9 protein-coding genes are annotated in these 14,604 nt (G+C 43.4%); 8 read left to right on the top strand and 1 reads right to left on the bottom strand.

Annotated features, from left to right (window positions below; genetic code table 11):
- Window positions 1–673: 673 nt before the first annotated feature.
- From P5674_RS01765 to P5674_RS01745, 5 genes are all read left to right on the top strand, one after another.
- Complete coding sequence (locus P5674_RS01765) at window positions 674–1,525, top strand: EAL domain-containing protein (protein ID WP_315669745.1); 852 nt, start codon at window positions 674–676, stop codon at window positions 1,523–1,525.
- A gap of 9 nt (window positions 1,526–1,534) precedes the next feature.
- Window positions 1,535–1,660: a hypothetical protein gene (locus P5674_RS01760; protein ID WP_286131395.1), complete on the top strand. Its 126-nt coding sequence runs from the start codon at window positions 1,535–1,537 to the stop codon at window positions 1,658–1,660.
- 195 nt (window positions 1,661–1,855) lie between these two features.
- Window positions 1,856–2,707: a M48 family metallopeptidase gene (locus P5674_RS01755; RefSeq protein ID WP_315669744.1), complete on the top strand. Its 852-nt coding sequence runs from the start codon at window positions 1,856–1,858 to the stop codon at window positions 2,705–2,707.
- Window positions 2,708–2,871: 164 nt separating this feature from the next.
- Complete coding sequence (locus P5674_RS01750) at window positions 2,872–4,011, top strand: sensor histidine kinase (RefSeq protein ID WP_006616570.1); 1,140 nt, start codon at window positions 2,872–2,874, stop codon at window positions 4,009–4,011.
- On the top strand, window positions 3,998–6,655 hold the full coding sequence (locus P5674_RS01745; RefSeq protein WP_315669743.1) for a PAS domain S-box protein: 2,658 nt from the start codon (window positions 3,998–4,000) through the stop codon (window positions 6,653–6,655). Before P5674_RS01750 ends, P5674_RS01745 begins: the two co-directional genes overlap by 14 nt.
- Window positions 6,656–6,902: 247 nt before the next feature.
- Here P5674_RS01745 and moeB read toward each other — a convergent pair whose 3' ends face one another.
- Window positions 6,903–8,075, bottom strand: coding sequence for a molybdopterin-synthase adenylyltransferase MoeB (gene moeB, locus P5674_RS01740; RefSeq protein WP_006617247.1), 1,173 nt, complete (start codon window positions 8,073–8,075; stop codon window positions 6,903–6,905).
- Between the two features lie 148 nt (window positions 8,076–8,223).
- Here moeB and sbcD point away from each other — a divergent pair, with 148 nt between their 5' ends.
- The 3 genes from sbcD to P5674_RS01725 all read left to right on the top strand — a co-directional run bounded on the left by sbcD (window position 8,224) and on the right by P5674_RS01725 (window position 13,949).
- On the top strand, window positions 8,224–9,453 hold the full coding sequence (gene sbcD, locus P5674_RS01735; RefSeq protein WP_006617248.1) for an exonuclease subunit SbcD: 1,230 nt from the start codon (window positions 8,224–8,226) through the stop codon (window positions 9,451–9,453).
- Window positions 9,454–9,517: 64 nt separating this feature from the next.
- Window positions 9,518–11,578 carry a thioredoxin domain-containing protein gene (locus P5674_RS01730; RefSeq protein ID WP_014276195.1) on the top strand — a complete coding sequence of 687 codons (2,061 nt, stop codon included), beginning with the start codon at window positions 9,518–9,520 and terminating at the stop codon, window positions 11,576–11,578.
- Between the two features lie 451 nt (window positions 11,579–12,029).
- Window positions 12,030–13,949 carry a GTPase family protein gene (locus tag P5674_RS01725; protein ID WP_006617250.1) on the top strand — a complete coding sequence of 640 codons (1,920 nt, stop codon included), beginning with the start codon at window positions 12,030–12,032 and terminating at the stop codon, window positions 13,947–13,949.
- Window positions 13,950–14,604 lie beyond the last annotated feature (655 nt).

Raw genomic sequence — 14,604 nt, 5'->3', positions numbered from 1 at the left:
AGTTTTCGATTTTCGGGTGATTAATGGGGTGGCTGCTTCTGACGCACCCTACCATATTCGCTCTCTGGTGCGTCAGTTTTCGATTTTCGGGTGATTAATGGGGTGGCTGCTTCTGACGCACCCTACCATTGGCTCTCTGGTGCGTCAAGCGTAATAAAAAATACAGAAGCTATCTAGGGATTTTGCTAATGTGACGGAAATCACAACAATTGAGTGCAGAAGATCATGGTTATAACTGCATCAAATCATGGTCATCATCTGACTAATTGTTTATAATCGATCCTAGGTTCACAAAGGGTGCGGTTAATGTTTATTTGATAAAGGAGCGATTGGCTATGTTAGAAAAATTAATACTAGCTGCACTTATTACCTTATCACTACACCTACATTTAGGGTGGAAATGGACTTTTGATCACCGATTCGGGTTATTGAGTATCACCCCCAATACAGAGACAGTGGAAGTTTTCACATCTCAGTTTCTAGATTTGGATTGACACCTGTAGAGTTTCCGGTAATGTTTCAGGGTCTCCACAGACCGTCAGACTTGGCTCGCCACAACTAACCTAAGAAAAATCTCATCAAATCTTCATCGTTATTTTACCTAGGCTAGTTATCGTAGAAATAGGGAATAATATCTGCTCACCTGTCTGAGCTAAGTTGGGGGTCAAGTTTTATGAGAAGGTCTGCGGCATTAAAAACTGATTTAAGTAGTCAGTCGAAAGTTATTTGTTTACCTGGTTGCGATGCTGATAACTATGGCGATCGCCTCCACCAGATTAAGCTGCTTAAAAAGGCTTGGTCAGAACAGCGGTTGGGTCTGTATACTCAAGAAGCTATCTCCCTAAACAACGGGGAGTCAAAGGGATACTGTGAGATCTTAATCAGACTTATTGATGAGACAGGTCAAGGCGTTCCAAGTTCCGGGTTTTTACCAAAAATAACCCCAGGCTATAGAAGATTATCTGAAAAAATAGACCGCTGGGTGATTAAAACAGTATTAGATTTGTTATCGGAAACTAGCCCGGAAAATCGGGAAAAGTATCGTTGGGCTATTAACATATCGAGTCGGACTCTATATAATGACCGACAGTGGCAAAAATTAGAGCAAGAAATACTTAAACGAGACCTGACACCGGATCTATTCTGCTGGGAAATTGCGGAATCAATTATTCTGGCTAACCCCCAAAAAGCGGCGGATGCGATCGCTGACCTGCAAACCCAGGGCTATTATGTTACAGTGGATCAAGTCGGTAGTCAGCATTCCCCATTGGACTATCTGAACTATGTCTGCGTTGACTATCTGAAAATAGCCGATGATTTGGTGAAAGATATTGTCCAGGACTTAGGCGATCGCTCTATTGTCCAAATAATTCAGTTGGTGGCGCAGTCTTTAGCTATTCAGACCATAGCCAACGGGGTAGAAACTTCCCAAGCCTTTGAAACCCTCCGAGACCTGGAAATAGATTATGCTCAGGGATATTATCTGACTCAACCTCACCCTCTAACCGCCCAATTTTTGGGGTGAACTTTGGGAATGGCAACTTTTTTCAGTGATTGTCAGTCTCAAATACGGGTAGAATATAGTTATGGTATCACACCCTGTGTAGTAGGGGCGATCGCTGTCTTCAACAGTAGCTATGCACCTAAGCGCGTCAATTAGATGATTGACCACCAAACCAGGGAGAAAGCCAAGGATAAAGATGGGAACATTAACATTAAGGAGGATCACATATTTTTTTCCTGAATTGTGGGCGATCGCCCGAACTATTAAATAGTGCAACCATACCCTTCCAGCCTTTGGGATTCCTCGTAATGTTCTAGCCTAGCTTTTTTCCACCCTAACAACTGTTTAATTATGTTTAAAAATTACCTGCCTCAACTCCGAAAAAATACCCGTCGCTTGCTGTATCCACTGCTATCAGTAACGGTGGTATGTGGGATTTTATTAAGTTCTATCCCCGCTACCCAAGCCATTTCTATCCCGGAGTTGATTTTTAGAGGAATTCAAGTTATCCAGCTTTCTACTATTTCCGATCGCCAAGAAGTCAATATTGGTAAACAGATCAATGATCAGATGGTAGGTCGCGAGTTTCGTTTGCATCGTAACCGCGATTTAGCTATGTATGTTAACCAAATTGGTCAGCGACTGGTACAAACTAGCGATCGCCCTAATATTCCCTATACTTTCCAAGTAGTTGATGATTCTCGGATTAATGCTTTTGCGACTATGGGGGGATTTGTTTATATCCACACAGGTTTAATTAACGCCGCCGATAATGAAGCACAACTCGCTAGTGTAATTGCTCATGAAATTGGGCATATTGTCGGTCGTCATGCTATTCAACAAATGCGAGAAATGGCGATCGCTCAAGGTGTGGCTTCGGTGGCTGGACTTGATACTAATAGGGCGGTACAAATTGGGGTAGAATTAGCCCTAAGACGGCCGAATAGTCGCAGTGCAGAATTTGAAGCAGATGAACTGGGAATCATTAATTTGGGTAGGGCTGGATATGCTCAAGAAGCAGCTCTAGACTTTATGGCAAAACTTCTAAGTAGCAGTTCTCCTCCCACATTTTTAAGCACTCACCCCGCCACCCGCGATCGCATTGAAGCCATGAGACGGCATATTGATCCACAATTAGCAGGACAAAGCGGAGGGATGAATGATCAAAGATACAGACAAGTAGTCACACAACTGCTATCTTAGTTAAAAGTTGATAGTGGTGGGAGAATTTGGCTCCCGGTTTAACTCTTCCCTTCCATAGGGGAGAGTTTATTGTTATATGTGGTATTATTGTGGCAGTACCCAACTGACCAGCAACATTGACCAGATGATTTCTGGAAAATTCCCTATTATATTCATCAGATTTTGTGAACAGTTTAGATCCGGAAAAGGGTAGCATTTTAATAGTTGACGATACACCTGATAATTTGCGGGTATTGTCGGCAACTCTTGGCGATCGCGATTATGATGTACAATGTGCGATTAATGGACAATTAGCACTAATGGCAGTTGCTAATCAACCGCCGGATCTCGTGTTGCTAGATATCAAAATGCCGGAAATGGACGGTTATCAGGTCTGTGAAGCCTTAAAATCTCAACAGAAAACGGCTGATATACCTGTAATTTTTCTGAGTGCTTTAGATGATGTTATCGATAAGGTGAAAGCCTTTGCGGTGGGGGGAGTTGACTATATTACTAAACCCTTTCAAGTTGAGGAAGTGTTGGCGCGAGTTGAACATCAACTGACGATTAGAAGACTACAGAAACAATTACAAAATCAAAACTTGCGCCTACAGCAGTTGAATGAGGATCTCAAACGTTCTAACCGAGAACTTGAACAATTTGCTTATATTGTTTCCCACGACCTACAACAACCGCTTCAGACAATTACGGGATTTGCGGAATTGATGCTGACCCTGAAATCACAAATTAACCTGGAGGAAGAAGCAGAAGAGTATGTGCTTCCGATTTTAGATGAGGGAATGCGACTACAGGAATTAATTAAAAATCTGCTACACTATAGCCGGGTGGGAACGAAACAAGCTGCTTTTGAGGCGACTGACTGTAATATTGTCTTAGGGGAAACTTTGAGTAACTTAAGTTTAGCGATTCAGGAAAGTGGGGCGACTATTACCTCCGAGAAACTGCCAATTATATTTGGCGATCGCCTTCAGTTAGGACAGCTATTTCAAAATTTGATTGCTAATGCAGTTAAATATCACCGTCCTGGTATACCGCCAAAAATCACGGTTTCTGTAATGCCAAAAAATCCAAATTGGCAATTTGGTATCCATGATAATGGCATTGGTATTCCAGCGGATAAAACCCAGCGCATTTTTCAGATTTTCCAACGACTACATACCCATCAAGAATACCCAGGAAATGGTATCGGTTTAGCCATTTGTCGGAAAATTATTGATCGCCATCGTGGGGAAATTTGGGTAGAGTCTGATCTGGATGTGGGGACCAGTTTCTACTTTACTTTACCAAGATATGAATCAGAATAACCATAAATTACCACATCGATTACAACAGCTAGAAACAGCCCTAGCTGAGAGTGAAAATCGCCTGCGAGATTTATTTCATTTAGCCCCCATTGGGATTGCGGAAATCTCAACTGAGGGCTATTTTTTGGCAGTCAATAGGGCTTTTTGTCGGTGGGTGGGCTACTCCCAAGCGGATTTAATCAACTTAGATTTTAATGAAATTACCCACCCGGAAGATGGGGATATTTGCCGCAAAAAATTTGGGCAATTAATCAACAGAGAAATTGATAAATATACCCTAGAAAAACGCTACCGTCATCGAGACGGATACTGGGTTTATGGGATTCTTACTTGTTATCTGCGTTTGGATGTCATGGGAAATCCTCTCTGTGCGATCGCTCAAATTATTGACATTACCGAACGCAAACGTTCCGAGCAAGAAATTCGCGAAAAAGAGGAGTATTTACGTCTACTTCTGGATAATATCCCCCAACAAGTATTTTGGAAAGATACTAATTTAGTATTTCGAGGTTGTAACCGAAATTGGGCGGAAGCCGCCGGACTTGATGGTTCAGAATCAGTAGTTGGAAAGACGGATTTTGATTTATTTGCAGATGCTGATATTGCGGAGTTTTACCGAGAAAAAGATAGACAGGTTTTAGAGTCTCGCACCCCGGAAATGAATGTAGTAGCACCTAAACAAAAGCTGGGACCGGGAGGGCGGCGAATTTGGCTAGATGTTAGCAGAATTCCTATGTTAGATTCTCAGGGTAATGTGTTGGGAATTTTGGGAGTTTTAGAAGATATTACCGAACGCAAGGAAATTGACGAAAAGCTGCGTTTAACTCAATTTTCGATTGATAAATCTAGGGATTATGTCTTATTTAGTGATATTAATGGCAGGTTTTTTTATGTGAATGAAGCGGCTTGTAAAATTCTGGGATATTCTCAAGAAGAATTACTGACCATGGAAGTGGAAGATATCGACCCGCTCGCCTCTCCTGGTGGTTGGTCAATTGCTTGGGATGATTTGCGAGACCAAGGTTCATTTACTTTTGAATCAAGTCATTATACTAAAACTGGTCAGGCGATCGCTGTGGAAATTACCCTGAGTTATTTAGAATATAATCACCGGGAATATGGCTGCGCTGTAGTCCGAGATATTCGCGATCGCAAACAAACTGAAATAGCCCTTCAACAAGCCAAGGAAGCCGCCGAAACCGCTAGTCGGGCTAAAAGTGAATTTCTCGCCCGCATGAGTCATGAATTACGCACACCACTTAATGCTATTCTGGGATTTACTCAATTAATGGAAAGGGAATTATATCATAGTCCTAATATTCCTCTATCTGACCATAAAGAATATTTAGAAATTATCGGTCGCAGTGGTGAACATCTTTTAGAGTTGATTAATGATGTTTTGGAGATGTCGAAAATTGAGGCGGGTAGAGTTTCTCTAAATCCCACTAATTTTAATTTAATCTCGTTACTTAATTCTCTGCGAGAAATGCTAGAATTGCCAGCCTCCTCGAAAAAATTAACCCTAGATTTTGCTATTGATGATAATATCCCAACTTATATTTATGCTGATGAACAAAAACTGCGTCAATGCTTAACTAATTTGCTGGGAAATGCTATTAAATTCACTTTGCAAGGTGGGGTAATTTTGCGGGTAAAATTGGGTAAATTTAACCATAATTTGGGGCAACTATGCTTTGAGGTTCAGGATACCGGACCGGGTATTGATGCGTCGGAAATGGATTTGCTTTTTGAACCATTTTCGCAAACAGAAACTGGTCGTAATTCTCAGCAGGGGACGGGTTTGGGACTGTCGATAACTCAAAAGTTTATTGGTTTAATGGGTGGAGAAATTCAAGTCAGTAGCGAGAGAGGAAAAGGCACAATTTTTCGGTTTGATATTCAAGTCAGTATGGCTGAGGCGGTGACTAGAAACTCGGAAAAATCCCCAGGGAGGGCGATCGCTTTAGCAGAAAATCAGCCGGAATATCGGATTTTGGTGGTTGACGATAACTGGACTAACCGCAAATTAGTTGTCAAATTATTGAACCCCTTGGGTTTCCATGTCCGAGAGGCAGAAAATGGTCAAGAGGCGATCGCTATTTGGGAGAAATGGGAACCCCATCTCATTTTTATGGATATGCGAATGCCGGTTATGGATGGCTATGAAGCTACCCAGCTAATTAAACGCCACCTCAAGGGTCAAGCTACTGTAATTATTGCCCTAACCGCCAGCGCCCTCCAACAAGAAAAATCCATTGTTTTATCGGCTGGGTGTGATGATTTTGTCCGCAAACCTTTCCGGGTAGACCAGCTATTACAAACTATAGTTAAACATCTCGGAGTCCGTTTTATCTATGAACAAAATAAATCGCAATTAGCCGAAAATATGGCTATTTCTGAATCCCAAAAGTCAGCCAATCCTAATTATAACACATCTGTTGATAAAACGGAAATAAATCTTTCTGTAATGCCGGAATTTTGGCTAAAAGAATTACATCAAGCTGCCACTAAACTAAACGGTCGGTTAATTGCTGACACTATCGCTAAAATTCCTGGTGAATATAAACCCCTAGCTGATTATCTGAGCCAGTTAGCTAATGATTTTCGCTATGATATTCTAATTGATTTAACCAAACCCCAGTAGGGTGCGTCAGACCGATTGATCATCATGAATAATATAGAATCATCCCACTGACGCACCATTTAAATAATAGTAGGGTGCGTCAGACCGATTGATCATCATGAATAATAGAGAATCATCCCACTGACGCACCATTTAAAGAATAGTAGGGTGCGTCAGACCAGTTAATCATACTGACGCACCATTTAAAGAATAGTAGGGTGCGTCAGACCAGTTAATCATACTGACGCACCATTTTACACCCTATAGGTTAGTATTGTGGAACGGAAGGGTCAACCTCTTTACTCCAGGCGGTAATTCCGCCTTTAACATTAATCCCCTCAATACCAGCTTCCTTGAGAATGCCTAAAGCCTTGGCCGATCGCCCTCCCATTTTACAATGTGCAATTAGACGATTACCATTGAGCATTTCTTTAACCTGTTCAACTCCTTTCCCCTGTTCAATATCGGGTAGAGGAATTAAAACAGAACCGGGAATTTTGGCGATTTCGTACTCATTAGGATTCCGAACATCAATCAATACAAAATCATCGGCACCACTGTCAATCAGGGATTTTAATTCCGTTACCGTCATTTCCGCCAGAGATCCGGCTTCTTCTGCTTCCTGCTGTTTAGCTTGGGGAATGCCGCAGAATTGTTCATAGTCGATGAGTTTTTCAATCACCGGACGTTCAGGATTAGGCCGTAATTTCAATTCCCGGAAACTCATATCTAGGGAATTGTAAAGGAGTAAGCGACCGCTAAGAGTCCGTCCCTGTCCCAAAATGATTTTAATGGTTTCAGTGGCTTGAATAACGCCAATCATGCCTGGTAAAATCCCTAAAACTCCACCTTCGGCGCAGGAAGGAACCATCCCAGGGGGTGGGGGTTCAGGATATAGGTCGCGGTAGTTAGGTCCGCCTTCATAGTTGAAAACGGTAGCCTGACCCTCAAATCGGAAGATAGACCCGTAGACGTTGGGTTTATTTAACAAAACACAAGCATCATTGACCAGATAACGGGTGGGGAAATTATCGGTTCCGTCTACCACCACATCATAGGATTTAATAATATCCAGGGCATTTTCGGAACTGAGGCGAATATTGTATAACTCTACCTGGCAGTTAGGATTAATTTCGAGAATCCGATTTTTGGCAGATTCTATTTTAGGTTTTCCCACCCAGGAGGTCCCGTGAATGATTTGGCGTTGGAGATTGGAATTGTCTACAATATCAAAATCGACAATCCCAATGCGACCAATCCCTGCTGCGGTTAGGTATAATAGCAGAGGTGAACCGAGTCCACCTGTACCAATGCAGAGGACGCTGGCCGCTTTCAGACGCTTTTGACCGTCTAACCCGACTTCTGGTAAAATCAGGTGACGGGAATAGCGTTCGTATTCGTCTGGCTGTAACTGGATTTCATCCAAATTCGGATTTAGCATGGCAAGGTCTGGCAAGGGAATATGCAACCGTTCTCAGAAACCTACAATATCACAAAGTGTCTGGAAAACGACAAGGCTTTCAACCCCAACCTTTGGTAAACTACTTAGGTAACAGTAACCTGCTATTGATACCTATGGCGAGAATTTGATGATTAAAGTCCTGCATCTTTCGGATATCCATTTAGGTAGTGGTTTTTCCCAAGGACGGATCAACCCGGAAACTGGCTTAAATACTCGTCTGGAAGATTTTACGAGAACTTTGGGGCGATGTATAGATCGGGCGATCGCAGAACCTGTGGATTTGGTTTTGTTTGGGGGGGATGCTTTCCCTGATTCTACGCCGCCACCATTTGTTAAGCAGGCTTTCGCTCAGGAATTTCGCCGCCTGGTAGATGCGGAAATTCCCACGGTGTTACTGGTGGGGAATCATGACCAACATTCCCAAGGACAGGGAGGGGCGAGTTTGGGGATTTATCGGACTCTGGGGGTTCCGGGGTTTGTGGTGGGCGATCGCTTAGAAACCCATCGCATTCAAACTCGCCAGGGTTTAGTTCAGGTGATTACTATCCCCTGGTTGACCCGTTCAACTCTACTGACTCGACCGGACACTGAGGGGCTGTCTTTGGAGGCGGTTAATAAATTACTCATCGATCGCCTAATGGTAGCCTTAGAGGGCGAAATTCGACGGCTTGATGCGGATATTCCCACGGTATTGTTAGGACATTTAATGGTCGATCGCGCTAGTTTCGGGGCTGAGAGGTTTCTGGCGGTGGGGAAAGGTTTTAATCTTCCTTTGGGGTTGTTGACTCGTCCTCAGTTTGATTATGTGGCTTTGGGTCATGTTCACAAACATCAAAATCTTAATCCTACTAATAACCCTCCGGTGGTGTACCCAGGAAGTATTGAAAGGGTGGATTTTTCGGAGGAAAAAGAAGATAAGGGGTTTGTGTTGGTGAATTTGGCGAAAAATCAAACGACTTGGGAATTTTGCCCTTTACCAGTGCGCCCATTTTGTACAATTAGGGTGGATATTTCCCAGCAAGATGACCCCCTAGCGGCGTTGCTGGGGGCGATCGCTAAGAAAAACATTGATCAGGCTGTGGTGCGACTACTGTATCAGTTGCGACCAGATCAATTAAATGCGATCGATATGCCGAAACTGCACGCAGCTCTCAGCAGCGCCCACAGTTATACTATCCAACCGGAATTAATTAGTCAACTGGCCCGCCCTCGTTTGCCTCAATTGGCGGCGGGAAGTGCGATCGACCCCTTAGAAGCCCTAAAAACCTATTTGGATAGCCACGACCATTTAAAGGGTTTACAGCAGGATATGATCGAAGCTGCTAAGGGTTTGTTAGCTGAGAATACCGCCGAGTAAATTAAAACGCTATACTTAAACTAATTCCCAACATAGTCAATAGCACTAGAACTTATCTAATATTATGAGCAATCGTCTAGCCCAATCATCAAGCCTTTATCTCCGTAAACACGCAGATAATCCCATTGACTGGTGGCCTTGGTGCGATGAAGCCTTAGAAAAATCTCGAACTGAAGATAAGCCCATATTTCTGTCTATTGGCTACTCAAGTTGTCACTGGTGTACAGTTATGGAGGGGGAAGCGTTTTCTGATGCGGCGATCGCTGAATATATGAACGCTAATTTTATCCCCATCAAAGTCGATCGCGAAGAACGTCCAGAAATTGATAGCATCTATATGCAAGCCCTACAAATGATGACTGGTCAAGGGGGCTGGCCGCTAAATGTATTTCTCACCCCAGGCGATCGGATCCCCTTTTATGGTGGCACCTATTTTCCCATTGAACCCCGCTACGGAAGGCCTGGCTTTTTGGATTTATTGAAAGCCATTCACAACTTTTACCATACTGACAAAAATAAACTGGAAACTGTCACGGAGGAAATTCTTACCCAACTGCGACAGTCTGTGATTTTACCACCCTCGGAATTAACCGAAGATTTACTGAAACAAGGACTAGAAACTAACACGGGAGTAGTTGGTCGGAATAACTACGGCGGTCCTCGGTTTCCGATGATTCCTTATGCAGATATGGCTTGGCGGGGAAGTCGCTTAATTTCCTCATCTAAAGTAGATGGTAAAGCTGCCTGTTTGCAACGAGGAAAAGACTTAGTGACCGGAGGCATTTATGACCATGTGGCGGGAGGCTTTCATCGTTACACGGTTGACCCGACCTGGACTGTTCCTCACTTCGAGAAAATGCTTTATGATAACGGTCAAATTCTTGAGTTTTTGGCGGATCTATGGTCTGAGGGTGAGAAACAACCTGCTTTTCAACGGTCAATAAATGGTACGGTGGAATGGTTGAAACGGGAAATGACTGCGCCACAGGGCTATTTTTACGCGGCACAAGATGCTGATAGTTTTGTCACCTCTCAGGATAAAGAACCGGAAGAAGGGGCGTTTTATGTGTGGACTAATCAAGAGTTAGAAACTTTCCTAACTTCGGAAGAATTTGGGGAATTACAAGCACAATTTACGGTGACAAAATCGGGTAATTTTGAAGGTAAAACAGTATTGCAGCGCTGGAATTGTGACGAGTTAGACCCCTTAATAGAAACGGCTTTGGCTAAACTGTTTGCAGTCCGTTATGGTGCGCCCCCAGAGGAGGTTAAAACTTTCCCGGTGGCTGAGAATAATCAAGGGGCTAAACAAAGGGACTGGCCGGGTCGTATTCCGGCGGTTACTGATACTAAGATGATTGTAGCATGGAATGCTCTGATGATTTCTGGGTTGGCGAAAGCGGCGCGGGTTTTTGATAATTCTGAATATTTGGAATTGGCTACTACGGCGGCAAAATTTATCCTCAAACATCAGTGGGTTGATGACCGTTTTCACCGGGTTAATTATGATGGTCAGGTGGCGGTCTTATCACAGGCGGAAGATTATGCTTTATTTGTCAAAGCGTTAATTGATCTACATCAAGCTAGTTTACAACAGCCGGAATTGGCAGAGTTTTGGCTGACAAATGCTGTGAATGTTCAGAGTGAGTTGGACGAATATCTCTGGAGTATGGAATTGGGGGGCTATTTTAATACAGCCCTTGATGATGCTGAAACTTTGCTAATTCGTGAACGTAGTTATATGGATAATGCTACTCCGGCGGCGAATGGGGTGGCGATCGCTAATTTGGTGCGGCTATTTTTGTTAACAGAAGACCTGAACTATTTAGATCGCGCTGGGCAGGCTTTGGAAGCCTTTGCTAGTATTATGCGCCAGTCTCCACAAGCCTGTCCGAGTCTGTTTGTGGCTTTTGATTGGTATTGTAATAATACTTTGGTTCGCACTAATTATGAGCAAATTGCTAAGTTAAACAAGCAGTATCTACCTACTGCTGTTTTTAAACTTGATCAAAATTTGCCTACCGGTGCGATCGCCCTCGTTTGTCAGGGTCTCAAATGCAAAAAACCCGCCCAAGATGAGGCGGAAATGCTAACTCAATTGCACGACAGTCTCACTCGTACATAATACCCCCAAATTGGCTTGGGATTAATTCCCAAGCCTACATATACCCTCACCCAAGAGTTGGCGCTACCCTTCCCAAATAGTTAAGTTTTGCTAATATATACGGCTAGAGAGTTTTGTTATTTAAAACGACATTAAGAATTAATAAGAATTTATTGCTAATTATTCTCAAACCATTGACGAGTTTATAGGGGTTCTGCTAGACTGTAATTAATGTTACCCAAGGGCTTCTAGTGTCTAAATGCCAAAAACAGGGTCTACAACCCTTGTCATATAAGGAATTAGCACAATTACCCGACCAAAACTTGCCTCTGGCGATGCACCAATTTTCCCAAAAAAATGGGCCTCCCAAAATAGGCATCTTGACAAAATAGACATTTTGTGCATACCATCCCCAACCAGATCCAGATAATAGGCAGAAATATGACCTTGTGAAGACTAGGAAAATCGATAAATGCTAAACTTAAAGCCTTGGAAATGGGCAATTATAGTCAGTCCGATCGCCATCATAGTTGGATTTTTACTAATCTCAGCGGGGTGGCAAATTCATAGCTGGGGCATTAACTGGATCTGGGGAATTTTCACGCTGCTATTATTAGGGTGGCGGTGGTTATTAGTGAAGTGGACAAAGCCAGATATTGCCCAGGTAGAAGCGGCGATAGACGAGGCGGCTGCGAAGTTTCAATTAACGGAAGAAATGGCAGCAGCGACGGGAGGAAGTGAAGCGATCGCACAGGTAGAAAAAGCGGTACAAGAAATCCTGATACAATCGCGAAATGATCCGCCATTTTGGTTAGACTGGGGGCAATTTGGGGAACGCTGTAAAGAGTTAGTAGTTGTGATTGCTAATATCTATCATCCAGAGGTAAAATATCCCCTACTTGATATTTATGTACCCCAGGCTTATGGATTAATTAGGGGAACAGTAGATGATTTAGATAGGTGGATGCAAGAACTCTCCCCAGTGCTAAATAAAGTAACAGTAGGACAAGCCTATCAAGCCTATGAAGTTTATCAGAAATTAGAACCATCAGCCCGGAAATTATGGCAGGTCTGGAGTTGGGCTTCATGGATACTTAATCCTGTGTCGGCGGCGGCGAGGTTAGCGAGTCAGAAATATAGCAGTAAAGCGAATCAAGAACTATTAGTTAATTTAGGTCAAATGATGCGAGAGGTAGCCCTACAAAACCTCTCCCGACAAGCGATCGCTCTTTATGGTGGCGAACAACTTCCTCTGACGGCGTTAACTGTTACCGAGGACAATTTACCCCAGGCGAAAACCCAAACTTTACAGGAGATTATCGCCCAGGCTGACCCTCCCGAAAAGGTGGCACAAAAACCGATTAGTATTCTGTTGGTAGGACGCACTGGGTCAGGAAAAAGCAGTTTAATTAACACCCTATTTCAGGCTAACCTCGCGGAAGTTGATGTTCTTCCCAGTACGGATCGCATTAAAAATTACCACTGGAGTACACCGACAGGAGAATCCCTAAATTTGTGGGATACTCCGGGTTATGAACAAGTGAACCGAGAAGACCTGCGGGAGTTGGTAGTTAGTGAAGCCAAAACAGCAGATTTGCTATTATTAGTCACACCAGCCCTAGACCCAGCCCTACAAATGGATCGGGATTTTTTGCGGGATATGCGTGTAGAAGTTCCTGACCTGAAAGCGATCGCTATTGTCACCCAAGTTGACCGTCTGCGTCCGGTCAGAGAATGGCAACCTCCCTATAATTGGGAAACTGGAAATAGACCGAAAGAAAAAGCTATTCGGGAGGCGACAGAATATCGCCGCCAACAGTTAGGAGAATTTTGCGATCTGGTTTTACCCCTAGTTACGAGTGATTCCCCAACTCAGAGAAATCCTTGGAATGCTGAGATTTTATCCAACCATTTAGTAGAAGCAGTCGGACCGACCAAACAACTAAGACTAGCCCGATTTTTACGAGATCAAAAATCCCGAACTCTCGCCGCAGCTAAAATTATTGACCGCTATACCCGCCAAATGGCAACTACCCAAGGATTAACAGCTTTATTAAAAAGTCCTGTCCTCAAATTTATCTCTACCCTCACCACCGGAAACCCTACCCTCGCCTATCTGTTGGCTGAACAAATACCCATAGAACAGCTTCCGGTGGCGATCGGTAAATTGCAGATGGGTTATGATTTGTTTTGTCTCCTCAGCAGCGATCGCACTAAATCCCCTAATTTTGACCTTCTCGCCCTCTGGCCGCTACTTTTAAATAACCCCGATCCACCTGACCATAATGCTTGGGCTTTCGGACACGCTTTAGTTGAATATTGGACCCAAAATCTCACGGTTGAACAACTCGAAAAGCGATTTGATTACTATTTCCAATCTGAGAAAACCTAATACACACCAGCCTAGCCTAGGCTACCCTCTCACCCTCTCACCCCCCCAGCTAACCATAAGTTTTGCTAATTTATACAGCCAAATAAATTTTATCTTCAAAAGATTGTTAAGAATTGTTACAAATTTATTGAAAATAGCTGGCAAAAAGTTGACGAGAGAATGGGGGTTATGATACCCTAGAAGAAATCGCACCCAAGGGTTCACTATGTCTATCCGCAAAAACAGAGGCTACAACCCCGATTATATGGCGATAAAAATTATTCTCTCCCCAAAAGTTGAAGCTGGCGATGCACGAGTTTTTCCCCGAAAAGCGATCGTCTTTTTTCCACCTCTTGACAAAAACGCCATTATGTGCATATACCCTATTTTCCCCACAAGGCGGGTTTAATGTAATTATCAATTAATGACCGGGTGGGGCGGGTTTATTGATATTCCGGTGGGGAAATGTCATTGACACCATAACCCCCAGCGGCGGGGAAAGAAAGGGCGGGTTTATTGATATTCCGGTGGGGAAATTTCATTGACACCATAACCCCCAGCGACAGGGAAAGAAAGGGCGGGTTTATTGATATTCCGGTGGGGAAATGTCATTGACACCATAACCCGCCCCTACCATTATCAATTAATGACCGGGTGGGGCGGGTTTATTGATATT

Origin of the sequence: Limnospira sp. PMC 289.06, assembly GCF_032350395.1 — a bacterium.
GTDB lineage: Bacteria > Cyanobacteriota > Cyanobacteriia > Cyanobacteriales > Microcoleaceae > Limnospira > Limnospira platensis.
The sequence above is the reverse complement of the archived record's forward strand: the minus strand, read 5'-3'. Positions and strand labels throughout refer to the sequence as shown.